Here is a 16732-nt window from a genome sequence, read left to right as displayed (position 1 = left end):
GACATAAATGGTATGATAATTTTGTGAAATTTAACTAATTAAAAAAATAAAGGAGTATTTTATATATGAATAAAAATAATTTGAAAGCACAAGAAGGAATAATAAGAGGAGTTGATGATTTAGGAAGAATAGTTATACCTAAAGAATTAAGAGTATCATTAGATATTTGTATAGGATCGTATGTTTCTATTCAAAGTGTTGAAGGTGGTATATTAGTAACTCCAGTTACTGTAGAAAACAGCTGTAATATATGTGGACTTAAAGAGAATGAGGAAAATACAATGCAAACATTTAGAGAGAGAAAAATATGTGATAAATGTTTAGCACAAATAAGTAAATTACATACAAAGTAATTTTGTTATTAACCCAGCGAATGGCTGAATATAAGTTTTTATGTTTCAGCTATTCACTGGGTTATTTCACAAAATTCTTATGTTTTTAAGATAGACCCTTTTCTTAATTATTATAAAAATTATATCAAATAAGCAAAATGTGAATTTTTACAGATAATAAGACAAAAAATTAAAATTTATAGTAATTTTTTGGTATAATAAAATAAACTTAAAAATTTTATTTTAAATAGAGGTGTATTATGGGTTTTCTCCTAGTTTTAACAGCAGTTTTATTAGCTATTTTTTTAATTTCTTATTTACGTGATAAGACAAAGCTTATTAATGGATTATTATTTAACATCTTTTTAGCTTCACTTATGGGTACAATATTGTTTATATTATTTTCAACAGGAAATGTATTTTTTATGATTTTAGGAGTTGTTTTACTTTTACCAATCTTAATAATGCTTTCACTTGGTATTTACGCCTTAATTGTTGCATTATTTATAAATGCTAAAATTGTAATGAAAAGAGAAAGTCGAACAACTGCTAATTTATTAACTTTATTTTTAGCAATAGCACTTATAGTTCATGTTATTTTATCTATTATTAATCCTCAAAGATTCTTCTCTCCTGAAGTAGGGGCATTTTTTAGTATATTTGGTATAATAGAACTTTATTTCTTATTTGATGTCTTTAACTTCTTGATGATTTCATTGATTTATCAATTTAATCGTCCAAAATTAGACCAAGATTTCATCATTGTTTTAGGAAGTAGATTAATTGGCGATAAGGTTCCTCCGTTATTGGCGAGTCGTATCAATAAAGCTATTGAGTTCTATAATAAACAAGCTGAAGTTACGAAACCTCCAAAAATTATTTTCTCAGGAGGTCAAGGCTCTGATGAAAAAATACCAGAAGCTTTAGGCATGCAAAGATATGCAATAGAAAAAGGAGTAAATCCTAGTGATACTATTTTAGAAGATAAATCTGTTAGTACACTTCAAAATATGACTTTTTCTAAAAATATAATGGATGAATTAATGCCAAATAAACATAATAGTATATTTGTAACAAATAACTATCACTTATTTAGAGCTGGTATTTATGCAAGAATTGCAAATCTTAAAAGTGAAGGAATTGGATCTAAAACAGCACTTTATTTTATTCCAAATGCGATAATTAGAGAATATATTGCTATTTGTGTAATGAATAAAAAGAGACATATAATTGTTGTTTGTTTATTATTAATTTTAGGTGTAATATTAGCTATTTTACAACGATTTGTATATATACCTTAATTAAAAAAAGGATTGTCTTAAAATACAATTTTGGGTTAACCTATCGCTTAGGCTAAATATAAGTTTTCCTCCGTGCAGGCAAAAAACACGACTGCAAATGTCGGTGAAACTTATATTTCAGCTATTTATTAGGTTATTTCACAAAATTATTATATTCTTTAGGCAGTTCTTTTTTAGTACCCAATTTTATGAATTAAAAATGTTTCTTACTAATGTATTTGTTTAAAAAATAGTTTGACAAAATAATAAAATGGGAATAAATTGGTAATATAAATGAAATTAAAATATAACATATAAAGATAAAACTTATAAATAATTGAAAAAAAAATCAAATTAAATGGGGGTAAATAAAATGAACTTAAAGGGAACTAAAACAGAAGAAAACTTAAAGGCTGCTTTTGCAGGGGAATCTCAAGCTAGAAATAAATATACATACTATGCATCACAAGCTAAAAAAGAAGGCTATAACAAAATAGCAGCTGTATTTGAAGAAACAGCACATAATGAAATGGCACATGCAAAAATGTGGTTTAAATTATTACATGATGGAGTACCAACAACAGAAGTAAATTTAAAAGATGCTGCAAATGGTGAAAACTATGAGTGGACTGATATGTATGAAAAATTTGCAAAAGATGCAGAAGAAGAAGGGTTAAAAGAGATAGCATTTTTACTTAGAGAAGTTGGGAAAATAGAAAAGCAACATGAAGAAAGATACTTAGAACTTCTTAAAACAGTACAAGAAGAAAATGTATTCCAAAAACAAGAGAAGGTAGAATGGAGATGTATGAACTGTGGACATATACATATAGGAACAAAAGCATTAGAAGTATGTCCAGTATGTGCTCATCCAAAAGCTTATTTTGAAATAAAAGCGGATAAATTCTAGTCATTAAAATATAAAAAATTAAATATAATATAAAAATGCTATGTTTCAATAAGATTGAAAAATTTTTTGAAATTAACTAATGTATACTTATAAAGTATAAACATAATCAAAGTCCATTAAATAACTTTCATTTATTGGGCTTTTTTAGATACAATGAATTAAGTTTTGTATAGATTATTAAAAATTTTAAGGAGGAATAAAATGGATGTTAATAAAAAAATATTAGAAATGAAAGAAGAGATAATTCAGTCACTAAAAGAATGCATAAAAATAAGGAGTGTAGAAAATAGAGGTGAGGGAGGAACACCTTTTGGTTTAGGAATACAAGAAGCATTAAATTATTGTTTAAATCTCTCTGAGGATTTTGGGTTTAAAACTGTAAATCTAGATGATAAAATTGGATATGCAGAGTATGGCAAGGGAGATGAAATGGTAGCTGTTCTTGGGCATTTAGATGTAGTTCCAGAAGGTAAAGGATGGAAATACCCTCCATATGAAGGAGAAATACATGATGGAAAAATGTATGGAAGAGGAACTACAGACGATAAAGGACCTACAATAGGTGCATTGTATGCTTTAAAAATAATAAAAGATTTAAACATACCAATAAAAAAAAGAGTAAGAGTAATATTTGGATTAAATGAAGAAACCTCAAGTGAATGTGTTAAACATTATATTGAAAAAAAAGAAGAACTACCGGTAGCTGGATTTACACCAGATGCAGAGTATCCAATTATAAATGGGGAAAAAGGCATAGTAACATGTGAATATAAAAAGAATCTAAATCAAGATGAAAAAATCATTCTTAAAAGTATAAAAGGAGGTACTGCACCAAATGTAGTACCTGAGTATGCAGATGCTGAAATCCTTGTTTTAGATGCTGAAACAGATAATATTATAGATATGTCAAAAGAAATAAAGGAAATAGAAATTGATAAAATAAGCGATAATATGATTTTAGTAAAATCATATGGAATTTCAGCTCATGGAAGCACACCAGAAATAGGTAAAAATGCAATAAGTCATTTATTGTTATTTTTACAAAAGTTAAATTTCAATAAAGACGTTAAAGAATTTGTGAATTTTATGAATAAATATATAGGAACAGACACTACAGGGGAAAGTATGGATATATACCTAGAAGATGATATTTCTGGAAAATTTGTACTGAACTTAGGAAAAATTCAAGGAAATGAAAAAGAAATAAGCATATCAATTAATATGAGATATCCAGTAACAAAGAACTATGAGGATTTTAACTTTATATTCAGAGAAAAGATGAAGTTAGGTGATTTTAAAGAAGTATATACAAAACATAAAAAAAGTTTATATGTTTCACCACAAAGTGAATTAATAAAAAAACTTCAAAAAGTGTATGAAGAACAAATGGGAGAAAAAGCTGATTTAATATCAATAGGTGGAGGAACTTATGCAAAGAGCATGCCTAATATAGTTGCCTTTGGACCAATATTTAAAGGAGAACCAATGGTAGAGCATAAACCTAATGAATATATAGATATAAACGGATTATTAAAAAATATTGAGATAATGGTATGTGCTATTTGTGAATTAGCTAACTAAAAAATTAAAATATAAAAAGGGGGGGAAAATATGATTACAAATGGATTTACATATTTAGCTTTTTTAATATTTTTTGCAAGTATGCTTGTATTTATAGAAAAGAAAAGTAAATCTAAATTTTTTAATTATATACCTGCAATAGTTTTATTATATTTTACAGCTATGTTGCTTTCTACTTTTGGAGTTTGGCAAAAAACAGAAAACATAACACTAGTATATAAAGGTGTTAAAGATAATTTATTGCCAGCTATGATATTTTTAATGTTGTTAAGATGTGATATAAGAAAAATATTAAAGTTAGGTCCAAAGATGCTAATAGGATTTTTTGCAGCTTCAATAAGTATAGGAGTAGGATTTGTAATAACATATGCGATATTTAAAAATTATTATGAAGTAGATACATGGAAATCATTTGCTGCTCTTGCTGGAAGCTGGATGGGTGGAACTGGTAATATGGTTGCAATACAAGGAGCACTTAATGTACCTGATTCAAAGCTAGGATATACACTTCTTATGGATTCTATAAATTATTCTATATGGGTAATGTTCTTATTATGGCTAGTTTCATTTGCACCTAGATTTAATAAATGGACTAAAGCCAACACAAAATTAATTGATGAAATTGGATATAAACTACAAAAAGATAAAGATAGTTTGAGAAAAGAAATTGAGTTTATAGATATGATAGTATTACTTGGATTGAGTTTATTAGTTTCAGCAGTATCTCAATACTTAGGAGGAGTTTGTCCACAAGGAGAATTTTTACAAGGCACAACTTGGACTGTTGTAATAGCTACAATACTAGGTATAATCTGTGCTATAAGTCCGATTGCTAAGATACCAGGTTCTTCACAAATTTCTAATATAATGCTTTATACAATAGTTGCACTTATAGCATCTAGAGCGAATTTTGCAGAACTTACTCAAGCCCCAATTTATATAATTTCAGGATTTTTCATATTAGGTATACATTTTATTATATTAACAATAGTAGCCAAATTATTTAAACTTGACTTATTTACTTGTGGAGTTGCAAGTCTTGCTAATATAGGTGGAGTTGCATCAGCTCCAATATTAGCAGGAGCATATAGTGAATCATTGGTTCCAATTGGTGTACTTATGGCACTTTTGGGTTATATAATAGGAACTGGAGGTGGACTTTTAGTAGGAAGAATACTTTGTATTATATAGATAAGGATTTATAAGGGAGGGATTTTAATGAAAATAACTGAAATTAATATAGGTAAAATTTCTGTTCCACTTAGAACACCTTTTAAAACTGCTTTAAGAACAGTAAATAGTGTAGAAGATATTATCGTAGAAATTAAAACAGATACAGGAAATATAGGATATGGAGAAGCAGCACCTACAGGAGTAATAACAGGTGATACAACAAAAGCAATAATTGGAGCAATAGAAGACCATATAAAAAAAACAATTATAGGAATGGATATAGAAAACTTAGAAGAAATATTAATTAGTTTAAATACTTGTGTACTTAAAAATACAAGTGCAAAAGCTGCTGTAGATATAGCTATATATGATTTATATGGTCAATTGTATAATGCACCTGTATACAAGTTGCTAGGTGGATATAGAAAAGAAATAACAACAGACATAACAATAAGTGTAAATGAACCAGAAGAAATGGCAAAAGATAGTTTAGACGCTATAAATAGAGGATATGACACTTTAAAAATAAAAGTAGGAAAAGATAGTTATAAAGATTTAGAAAGAATAAAAGCTATAAGAAAAGCAGTAGGATACGATATTAATTTAAGAATAGATGCTAATCAAGGATGGAAACCAAAAGAAGCTGTTAAGATTTTAAGAAGTATGGAAGATGAGGGACTTAATATTGAATTTGTAGAACAACCAGTTATAGCACATGATATAGAAGGTTTAAAGTTTGTAACAGATAATATTTCTATACCAGTTTTAGCTGATGAAAGTATATTTTCTCCTAGAGATGCACTTAATATATTACAAAATAGGGCAGCAGATTTTATAAATATAAAACTTATGAAAACTGGTGGTATATACAATGCATTAAAAATTTGTTCATTAGCACAAATTTATGGAGTTGAATGTATGATAGGATGTATGTTAGAAGCCAAGGTTAGTGTTAATGCAGCAGTTCATTTAGCATGTGCTAAGAGTATTATAACTAAAATTGATTTAGATGGACCTGTGCTTTGTAGTAAGGACCCTGTAAATGGTGGGGTAATATTTGATAATCGTAATATAAGTGTTTCTAATGAACCTGGTTTTGGAGTTAAATCTATTGATGGTTTAATATATATTTAATAGAATATTATAGAAAGCTGATTTGGTAAGACTAATATAAAAAATGAGAGAGTAAAATCTCTTATTTTTTTACATAAAATACTGAAATTCACTATATATGTTCTCAATTTGGATAAATTTTGATAATATTATAATATATAGTTAATAATGAAAATTTAAGAAATATAAAGAATTGATTAAATAGGGAGATAAAAATTTGAAAAAAACATTAGAAAAAAAACATAAGTATAATTCTAAATCTAAAAAATCTAAGAAATTTAAAATATTCTTAGTTATATGTATGGTATGTGGATTTTTAAGTGGTGTGGCTTATGTTGAGTTAAGTGAAAATAAAAAAGAATCTAAGCCAGTACAAAAAGTTACTAAAGTAAAAGAGGAAAAAAAGCAACCTGAAAAAAAGCAACCTGAAAAAAAACAAGAAGCTATAGTAGGTGATTTTATAATTCAAGATAGTGATAAAAGATATTTAACAGAAGGTGAATTAAGTAAGCACACTAAACCTAAACTAGCACTTATAAGAAATGAGATATTTGCTAGACATGGATATATATTTGAAAATGAGCCATATAAAACTTATTTTAGTGCAAAACAATGGTATAAAGTTGATGAAAGTTTTAAAGGAGATTCACAACAGTTAAATAAATATGAAGAAAAAAATATAAATTTAATTAAGAAATTAGAAAGAAGTTAAAAATAAGTAATAGAAAATTTATTACAAAAATAACCCCTTAAATTAGATTTCACAAGTTTTGTGTCTAGTTTAAGGGGTTATTCCATTAATAGCATGTAGTATAAACTTAGGTGAAATAATAAATGATTAGATTTAAGAATGTAGTAAAAACAACATATTTTGATATGATATCATAAAATATCCCGTTTTTTAATGTATAATATTAATGTTATAATTATATTAGACATTAATGGGGGATAAGAAATGAAAAAATCAATATTTAGACCTAAAAATTTTACTGTTATTTTGGCAGTTGTAGTATTCTTAATTTTATGTACTGCATGTCAAGATAAAAATACTTTAGAAATGAAGAGTAAAGTAGAAAATACGCAAGAAACTACAACAACACACCAACAAAAAGACACTAAACAAAATACAACTAAAGATGGTAGTGGTGAAAAAACTGCTAACATAGTACAGACTAAAGAAGCAGAGCTGCATTTTATAAATACAGGTAATAGTGATGCTATACTTATAAAACAAGGAAATAAAGCGGCTTTAATAGATGGTGGGGATAATGATGACGAAGGTAGAGTAGTATCATATCTAAAAGATAATGGTGTTAGTGAATTAGAATATGTATTTGCAACACATCCACATGCAGATCATATAGGTGGACTTGATGCAGTAGTAAATTCTATAGCAGTAAAAAACGTATATGTAAGTAATGGAGATGCAGATAATAAAACTTATTCAGACTTTATAAATGCTATGGCTAACAAAGGATTGTATCCAAGTGTTCCACTTTTAAACAGTGAATTTGAATTAGGAACTTCAACGTTTAAAGTTTTATCTGTAGCAAATGAAAAGGATCTTAATAATAATTCTATAGTATTATTATATACAAATGGAAAAGATAAAGTTTTATTAATGGGAGATGCAGAAGCAGAAATAGAAAGCAAAATAAATCCTGGAAAAGTAGATTTAATTAAAATAGGACATCATGGATCACATAGTGGCTCAACTTTAAGCTTTATAAATAAGATAAGTCCAAAATATGCAGTTATATTAGTAGGAGAAAATAATAAATATGGTCACCCACATATAGAAACTATGGATACTTTAAAATCTAATAATATAGAAGTTCATAGAAGTGATGAGTGTGGAAATATAATATTTAAATCCACAGGTAATGGATTAGCAGTGAATTGTAAAAAAGGAGACTATAAACCAGGAAAGGATAGCGCTGATTCATCAAAAAATAGTAGCAGAAGTTATTCGTCATCAAAGAATGTTGCTGTAGTAGCTGAGCCTAAATCACAGCCACAATCAGAAGAGGTACAAAATACAAATACAGTTTATGCTAATGGTGGAAAATCTAAATCAAATAAATATCATTCATCACCAACAGCTCATAAAATGGAAGGAGCAATTCCAATGAGTGAAAGTGAAGCACAAAACAAAGGATATGTTCCTTGTAAAAAGTGTTTTTAATTATGATTTGAGTTAATCTAATTTTGGGGATGAGTATAAGTTTTTTTTACATGTAGGAAAACTTATATCGAACCCCTTTTCTAGTTTATTTAAAAGCTAATTCTATATTAACAAAAATATCAACTTAGATTGTTTATACAAGATAAGATAAATCATAAAATTAAAATTTTTAGAAGGTATGAAATATATATTAAAAGTCTAAAATTCAATAGAGGTGATATTATTGTTTGTATGGGTAATCTATGATATAAAATTAAATAAAACTAGAAATAGAGTTATAAAACAATGTAAAAAATATGGATTGTATAGAGTTCAAAAGAGTGTTTTTTTTGGAGATATAGACTTAAAGGCATTAGGAAGTCTAAAAGTACTTATTAGGTATATAATAGATTTTAAAGAAGATAGTGTATATGTATTTCCAATGACTAAAAAGCATTTAGATGAAGCTAGATTTATAGGGTTATCATTTGATAAATCTCTTGTAACAGGTCAAACGGAAAGCATATTTTTTTAAACTATTGAAATATGTTTTATATAAATGTATAATAATAAATATAGATATAAAGTTGAGGTGTGGATAACTTTATAAAAAATAAAGTGTGAAACTAAGTAAAAATAATCGTGAAACTATTGAAACTATAATGAAATAAAAAAATTAGCTATAAAAGACTATCTATCCAATAAAACAAGGATTGAGACATAAATTATTGTCTAAATTTATAGTTCGCATCCTTTGCAATTCATAAAAGACTATCTATCCAATAAAACAAGGATTGAGACTTTTTATAAACTTCTATTGAATCACTAAATATATTAACTTCATAAAAGACTATCTATCCAATAAAACAAGGATTGAGACTATTAAATTTAAATTATTCATTTGAAACCCCCTTATTTTTTTAAATAAAAGACTATCTATCCAATAAAACAAGGATTGAGACCTAATCCTGCAACAGCTGGTGTAGCAGGGACTGCACTTATAAAAGACTATCTATCCAATAAAACAAGGATTGAGACTCTTTTTTTATCTCTGCCGTTATCTTATCATTTTTTAATTATAAAAGACTATCTATCCAATAAAACAAGGATTGAGACTTAATTTTGAAAATATCATGGATGAAAAATCAGCAGGTGAAAATAAAAGACTATCTATCCAATAAAACAAGGATTGAGACTTAAACTCTATATCTTTTATAGCTTGTACCCAACATCTTTATAAAAGACTATCTATCCAATAAAACAAGGATTGAGACATAACGCAGTTTGTTCTTTATAACTGCTAATGTTTTTTATATAAAAGACTATCTATCCAATAAAACAAGGATTGAGACCCTTCCTCTTACAAATTCATATGTTTGATAAATTTTGTCATATATAAAAGACTATCTATCCAATAAAACAAGGATTGAGACTGTTTACGTTGGTCTGCCATTATCTGTTCCAACTGACGATATTATAAAAGACTATCTATCCAATAAAACAAGGATTGAGACTCATTTGATATATAACTTATTAACGCTGCTATCATATTAAATAAAAGACTATCTATCCAATAAAACAAGGATTGAGGCTTTTGCATCCCTAGTGCTTCATTGATTTCTTTAATTTCCCATAAAAGACTATCTATCCAATAAAACAAGGATTGAGACAATTCTTCTGTTAATCCTCTTTTTACTTCTCTTTTGTTTTATAAAAGACTATCTATCCAATAAAACAAGGATTGAGACCCAACAAATCTGCTATTTGATATTCTATATTCATTTGAAATAAAAGACTATCTATCCAATAAAACAAGGATTGAGACATAAAACTCTGCTGATAAACTATAATTCTTATCGCAATTGATTAATAAAAGACTATCTATCCAATAAAACAAGGATTGAGACAAGAATAGTTTTTGTCACAATTGATTAAGTCTTGAATTTTAATAAAAGACTATCTATCCAATAAAACAAGGATTGAGACTTTCCTGACTTTCCCCTATGATGACCATTCAATTTTCAAAATAAAAGACTATCTATCCAATAAAACAAGGATTGAGACACAAACTTTAACTCTTTTTGTTACTATTAACTTGTTAATTTATAAAAGACTATCTATCCAATAAAACAAGGATTGAGACTCACTTTTGACTCTTTTAATATGTTATTATTTTCAATCATATTATAAAAGACTATCTATCCAATAAAACAAGGATTGAGACAAGTAAACAAGTAATGCACTAATTAAAGTTATTGTAGATGCTATAAAAGACTATCTATCCAATAAAACAAGGATTGAGACAAATATCTAATTTATTTTCTTTTTCTAGTTTTTTAATTTCAATAAAAGACTATCTATCCAATAAAACAAGGATTAAAATAAGTTGTATAAAATTTATAAAATTAGTCTATCTTTATAGATAGAGGTGATTAAAATATGCAATTAGTAATAAATACATTAGGAACAAATGTATCTAAAAATGGAGATTGTTTTAAACTAAAATATGAAGATAAAAAACAAGAATTATCAGCTAAAAAAGTAGAACAAATTCTTATAACATCAGGAATAACAATAACATCAGATGCTATGGAATTAGCACTTGAAAATGATATAGATATAGTTATGATAGATAAAGTGGGTAATCCCTTAGGAAGACTTCATAATAATAAAATGGGAAGTATAAGTACTATAAGAAAAAATCAATTAAAATTAGAAGAAAGTAAGTTAGGTACAATACTTATAAAAGAAATTCTATCTCAGAAGATAAATAATCAAATAAAGAATTTACGGGAATTATCTAGAACAAGAAATTCTTCAATTAAACAAATCATATATGATACAACTGCCAATATGAATAAGCAACTCATAAAAATACAACAAATACCTAGCACAAGAAAAATAAAAGATATAAGGTTAAATATACAAGGTCACGAAGGTAGTGCAAGTAGAATGTATTTTTCATCATTATCAGAATTACTTCCTAAAAAATATAAATTTGAATGTAGAAGTCAGAGGCCAGCTAAAGATGAATTTAATTGTATGTTGAATTACGGATATGGAATAATGTACTCGAATATAGAAAAAGCTTGTGTTTTAACAGGATTAGATCCCTATATAGGGATTATGCATGTTGATAATTATAACAAAAAGACATTTGTATTTGACTTAATTGAGATGTATAGAGGATATATTGATAAAATAGTATTTAAAGTATTAAATGCTAATGAAATTAATGAAAAATGCTTTGATATAAATGATGAAGAATATTATTTAAACACGAATGGAAAACAAATTCTTATAACTAAATATATGGATGTATTAAAATCTAAAATAAGATACAAAGAGCGTAATATAGAATTTGAAAATATAATAAGGTATGATTGTCAAAATATTGCAAATAGAATATTGAAGGAGAGTTAAAGTGTGTTTGTATGGGTTATATATGATATATCTAATGATAAAACTAGGAGAGATGTAATAAAAGAATGTATGGATATGGGACTTTACAGAGTTCAAAAAAGTATATTTTTTGGTAATATTGAAGAACCAGATGTAAAATTATTGAACTTGATATTTGAAAATATAACAAATTTACAAGAAGATTCTATATACATATTTCCTATGGGAAAAAGAGAACTAAACAATGCAGATTTTATGGGCAACTCTTTTAAGAAAGATTTAGTTATAGATGAATGTAGTTGCGTAATATTTTAAAAGGTATTCTAAAAATTATAGGATACCTTATTTTAATGAAAAAAATTCTAAAGAATGATATAATTGTAATAAATATGGGAATGTTTGGAGGTAAAATTGAAGCTAATATTAATTAAATTTGACACAAAAGAAGATTTTAAAAGTAAAGAAGTAGAAAAGCTAAGGGGTTATATAGGAAATTTATATAAAGATGAAATAAAGTTTCATAATCATAAAAATACGTATGAATTTAATTATCAAATGCCTAAAATTCAATATAAGCTTATAAATAATAAACTATGTATATTAGGGATGGATGAAGGAGAACAGCTTATAAAGCAAAATTTATTAGACTTAAAAGAACTTAATATATCAGGGAAAATTATAAGTGGATTTAAGACAAGTGTTGAGATTTATGAAGATGAATTTGAAGTTAAGGATGAATTATTTTCATATAAATTTGAAACTCCTTGGTTAGCTTTAAATAATGAAAATTATAAGAAGTATAAAAATGGAGATTTTAGTTTAGATAAACAACTTCAAAATAATTTATTATCTAATTTTAAAGATTGTGGTATAAGGGTAGATAAAAAAATAATGGTAAAAGGAAATTTTAGACCTATTAAATTAGTTATGAAAGATACAGTACTTATAGGATTTAATGGAGAATTTATAAGTAATGTATACATACCAAGCTATATGGGCGTAGGAAAAAGAAAGTCTATAGGATACGGAACGATAGTATCTAATGTAAGGGTGGTGTGAGATGTTAAGTATAAAAAATGATTATGAAGCTATAGTGCTAGGAGGATTGCTTCATGATATAGGGAAATTATTACATAGATGTGATATTTATAGGGATGGAAGAAAATATAAGTGTAAATTGAGTAGTACAAGGCATCAAGCTTTATCAGCAGATTTTTTAGATTTGTTAGAAGAAAATAATATATTGAAAAAAAATGAATTATTAAAGACTATATTACAAAGACATCATGAAGATTTTAAAATGGAGAGTATGTTTAAAGTACAGGATTTGAAAGCAGGAAATGATAAAACGCTTGCATATATAATATCAAGGGCAGATAATTATTCTTCAGCAGAGAGAAGTGATAAAGAAGGTAGAGAAGGTTCATATAGAACCAGACCATTAGATAGTGTCCTACATACTTTAAGCATAACAAATGACTACAACTTGCCAATTACAAAATACAAATTAAACCCATTTTCTTATAAACATATATTCCCACAGAATTTTGATAAAAATGAACAAGAAGATTTAACATACATAGTTAGAAATTTTATAAAAGAAGTTAAAGATTTAAAGTGCGATGATTTTAATTCTTTTTATATTACTATGTACAATATTATAAAAAAATATACTTGGTGTTTAGCATCAGATACTCAAAGCGGATTATGTGATATATCTTTATTTGACCATTTAAAAACAACAAGTGCAATAGGCGTAGCTAGTTATTTATATCATTTAGAAAACAATACATTAGATGAAAAAAGTGTTAAGAATAATGATGAAGATAAGTTTATGGTAGTAGGATTTAGGTTAGAAGGCTCTAAAAATTATATAGAGGATATAAGAACTAATAAAAATAGTGCTAAGAGACTTAGAGGAAAATCTTTTTATATAAATATACTAACTCAAGCTATGTCATATAAAATAATAAATAATCTTAATTTAACAATATCAAATATAGTTTTGAATATGGGAGATAAGTTTTATATTATAGCTCCTAAAAGTAAAAAAGTTCAAAAAATAATAAAAGAAACTAGACAAGAAATAAATGATTATTTATATAATAAATTTGAGGGAGAATTATATTTAAATTTAGCAGCTAAATCAGCTAATGGAAATAATTTAAAAGAGTTTACTAATATATTAGATGATATAAACTATGGTTTTGAAAAAAATAAAAATAAGGTACATGCTGAAAATGTATTATTAAAGCCTATAATAAATCATGGTTTTGAAATAGGTGGAATGTGTAGTACTTGCGAAAAAATGCTTGTAAAGAAAAATGAAAATGAATGTGAATTTTGTAAAGATGAGATAAATATAGGAACATATTTATCAAAAGCAAAGTATATAGGGTTTTATAATGATGATATAGATTATACTCAAAAAATAAAACTATTTTCAAAGGATTGTATGTATGTAGCTTTTTATGAAAAAAAAGAAGATATTATTAAAAATCCATATATAATTTATAATATTCAAAATACTGATTTACTTAACAATTATCCAAATGGATTTAAATTCTATGCAAACTATGTACCAACTAAGGATACCGAGGTATTAACTTTTGAGGAAATAAGTAGCTTATCTAAAGGAGTCAATAATATAGGTGTATTAAAAATAGGTATGGACGACTTGGATATGCTTATGAGTATTGGTCTTATAGATATTGAAAACAAGAAAGATATAAATGAACTAAAAAGATTATCACAAGAAGATGAAGGAGAAGAAAAACTTCATGATTATACTACAATATCAAGATTATCTACTTTAAATGAAAATATAAATGCATTTTTAAATAACTATATTTATAATACATTTAAAAATACTTCTTCAAACGAAGTGAAATTAATAAATGGTGTATCTGTTAATATAAATCTTAGCAATCAATATGTACTTAACAATACTAATGATACTATAACAATAGTTGGTCCTTGGAATGAAGTGATATTTACTGCTAAGTTTATAAATGATGAATTTAAAAAATTAGTATCGAATAATAAAGATGTTACTTTATCTTGTGGTATATCTATTATAAAAAATAAAGAACCTATAATGAGTGGTTTAAAAGAAGCTAGTGATAATTTAGAAAAATCAAAAGCTAATGGAGGAAATGGACTTATTGTATTTGATAAATTTATAAACTGGGATAAGTTTGATGAAGTTTTTGAATTTGGAGAATTTGTATATAAAAATATGAGAGTGAATCCACATTATGACGATTCTATATATGCTCAAAGTTTTGTATATAGATTATTAAATTATACTAATATGGCTAATGAATATAAAAGTTCAAACGGTCAAAAACTTGAAAACCTTATGTATATATCAAAATTTACTTATGATATAAGTAGAAATTTAGTTCCTAAAATAGCTAATATATATAATTTAGACATAAATAAAAAAGAAGATAAAGAAAAACTATATCAAAAATCAGAAATTAGACGATTGGTTGAGTGTTTTGAAGATATAGACTTTTTATATAGATATATGAATGTAGTACTTAATTATGCTGTAAGAAAAAATAGGGGGGATAATTAAAATGGATTATAAAGATAAGAAAACTTATAATAATAGAAATAGTTATTCTAATAATAATAGAGGAAATTATTCAAATAGACAACAAGAAATAGAGCTACCAAGAGATTTTGTAATAAATGGATTTGAAAAATTAAGAGAAGAGTTGATGTTAAATGAAACTAAAGAAATAGCAAAAGTTTTTGTTGATTCTAAATTAACAAGTAATCAACTAAGATTATTCTTTAATGAAGTTAAAGCTCTTCAAAATAAAATAAATAAAGACCAACAAGAATTTGAACGAAACTATCCTTTTATACTTATGCTAAAGTCAAAAGCAGAGTATAAATACAAAGATGGAAAGGGAACTATAAAAAAGGCATTTAGAGACTTTATAAACGAAAGTGTGGATTATATAAAACAGCATAAAAGTATAAATACATTCGAAAATTTTTGTATGATATTTGAAACAATAGTTGGATATTATTATGGATTCGGTGGAGAAAAAAATAAATAGGAGGGGTTAAGATGAGATTAAAAAATGTTAAGCAAATGAACGGAAAAATAATATTACTGTCAGGTATGGCTATAGGTGGAAATTCTGCAACTATTGAAATCGGTGGTAATGATAATCCTATAATAAGAAATCCTTTTAACAAAGAACCATATATACCAGGAAGTAGTATAAAGGGGAAAATGCGTTCGCTTACTGAATGGAGTACAGGAAAAATAGATGAAGGTGGAAAGGTTCATTCTTGTCATAATTTTAATTGTTCAGTATGTAATATATTTGGACGTAGTGCTAATGATAGCAAAGAAGCTTTAAGTGGACCTACTAGACTTATAGTAAGAGATGCATATTTGACAGAAGACTCAAAAATAAATTTAAAAAGGCTAAGAGAAACTACAGGTAATGATACTGAAATGAAGTACGAAAATAATATAAATAGAGTAACATCAGCTGCAATGCCTAGAAATTTGGAAAGAGTTCCAGCTGGAATTGAGTTTGAATTTAATATGAGCTATAAAATATTTGATATGGGAGACAATGGACAAGCAGATGAAAAAAACTTTGAACAAGTTCTTAAAGGTCTAAAGCTTTTATCATTAGATGGTATAGGTGGTGGCGTTTCTAGAGGAAATGGTCATATAAGGCTTGAGGTTGAAGTTGATAATGAGGTTGTAGATATAGAAAATATAAGCATATAAGGGGGGGTA

15 protein-coding genes and 1 CRISPR repeat array are annotated in these 16732 nt (G+C 26.3%); all 15 genes read left to right on the top strand.

Features of this window, described 5'->3' with window-relative positions:
- Positions 1–65 precede the first annotated feature (65 nt).
- The 15 genes from CHF27_RS06705 to csm3 all read left to right on the top strand — a co-directional run bounded on the left by CHF27_RS06705 (position 66) and on the right by csm3 (position 16723).
- Positions 66–353: an AbrB/MazE/SpoVT family DNA-binding domain-containing protein gene (locus tag CHF27_RS06705; RefSeq protein WP_095404614.1), complete on the top strand. Its 288-nt coding sequence runs from the start codon at positions 66–68 to the stop codon at positions 351–353.
- A 239-nt stretch (positions 354–592) separates the two neighbouring features.
- Positions 593–1633, top strand: a complete 1041-nt coding sequence (locus CHF27_RS06700; protein WP_095404613.1) for a YdcF family protein — start codon at positions 593–595, stop codon at positions 1631–1633.
- Positions 1634–1985: 352 nt separating this feature from the next.
- Complete coding sequence (gene rbr / locus CHF27_RS06695) at positions 1986–2522, top strand: rubrerythrin (protein WP_095404612.1); 537 nt, start codon at positions 1986–1988, stop codon at positions 2520–2522.
- 201 nt (positions 2523–2723) lie between these two features.
- Entirely contained in the window at positions 2724–4103 is a 1380-nt protein-coding gene (pepV, locus tag CHF27_RS06690; RefSeq protein ID WP_095404611.1) for a dipeptidase PepV, read from the top strand.
- A 30-nt stretch (positions 4104–4133) separates the two neighbouring features.
- Entirely contained in the window at positions 4134–5294 is a 1161-nt protein-coding gene (locus CHF27_RS06685; RefSeq protein WP_095404610.1) for a DUF819 family protein, read from the top strand.
- A 27-nt stretch (positions 5295–5321) separates the two neighbouring features.
- Positions 5322–6410 (top strand): dipeptide epimerase, encoded by a 1089-nt coding sequence (locus CHF27_RS06680; RefSeq protein ID WP_095404609.1) that lies wholly within the window; start codon positions 5322–5324, stop codon positions 6408–6410.
- 196 nt (positions 6411–6606) lie between these two features.
- Positions 6607–7101, top strand: coding sequence for a YARHG domain-containing protein (locus CHF27_RS06675; RefSeq protein ID WP_095404608.1), 495 nt, complete (start codon positions 6607–6609; stop codon positions 7099–7101).
- Between the two features lie 243 nt (positions 7102–7344).
- Positions 7345–8574, top strand: coding sequence for a ComEC/Rec2 family competence protein (locus CHF27_RS06670; protein ID WP_095404607.1), 1230 nt, complete (start codon positions 7345–7347; stop codon positions 8572–8574).
- Positions 8575–8797: 223 nt separating this feature from the next.
- Positions 8798–9088 carry a CRISPR-associated endonuclease Cas2 gene (gene cas2, locus CHF27_RS06665; protein ID WP_095404409.1) on the top strand — a complete coding sequence of 97 codons (291 nt, stop codon included), beginning with the start codon at positions 8798–8800 and terminating at the stop codon, positions 9086–9088.
- Positions 9089–9235: 147 nt separating this feature from the next.
- Positions 9236–10936: direct repeats of the CRISPR family, unit length 38 nt; unit sequence ATAAAAGACTATCTATCCAATAAAACAAGGATTGAGAC.
- Positions 10937–10992: 56 nt separating this feature from the next.
- Positions 10993–11976, top strand: a complete 984-nt coding sequence (gene cas1, locus CHF27_RS06660) for a CRISPR-associated endonuclease Cas1 (protein WP_095404410.1) — start codon at positions 10993–10995, stop codon at positions 11974–11976.
- A 3-nt stretch (positions 11977–11979) separates the two neighbouring features.
- The gene (cas2, locus tag CHF27_RS06655; RefSeq protein WP_095404411.1) at positions 11980–12270 is read left to right on the top strand and encodes a CRISPR-associated endonuclease Cas2; all 291 of its coding nucleotides are present in this window, start codon (positions 11980–11982) and stop codon (positions 12268–12270) included.
- 96 nt (positions 12271–12366) lie between these two features.
- Entirely contained in the window at positions 12367–13014 is a 648-nt protein-coding gene (locus CHF27_RS06650) for a CRISPR-associated endonuclease Cas6 (RefSeq protein ID WP_095404412.1), read from the top strand.
- Position 13015: 1 nt separating this feature from the next.
- Entirely contained in the window at positions 13016–15538 is a 2523-nt protein-coding gene (gene cas10 / locus CHF27_RS06645; protein ID WP_095404413.1) for a type III-A CRISPR-associated protein Cas10/Csm1, read from the top strand.
- Position 15539: 1 nt separating this feature from the next.
- Complete coding sequence (csm2, locus tag CHF27_RS06640) at positions 15540–16031, top strand: type III-A CRISPR-associated protein Csm2 (protein WP_095404414.1); 492 nt, start codon at positions 15540–15542, stop codon at positions 16029–16031.
- 11 nt (positions 16032–16042) lie between these two features.
- On the top strand, positions 16043–16723 hold the full coding sequence (csm3, locus tag CHF27_RS06635; RefSeq protein ID WP_095404415.1) for a type III-A CRISPR-associated RAMP protein Csm3: 681 nt from the start codon (positions 16043–16045) through the stop codon (positions 16721–16723).
- Positions 16724–16732 lie beyond the last annotated feature (9 nt).

Origin of the sequence: Romboutsia maritimum (genome assembly GCF_002251085.2) — a bacterium.
Classification (GTDB): Bacteria; Bacillota; Clostridia; order Peptostreptococcales; family Peptostreptococcaceae; genus Romboutsia_B; species Romboutsia_B maritimum.
The sequence above is the reverse complement of the archived record's forward strand: the minus strand, read 5'-3'. Positions and strand labels throughout refer to the sequence as shown.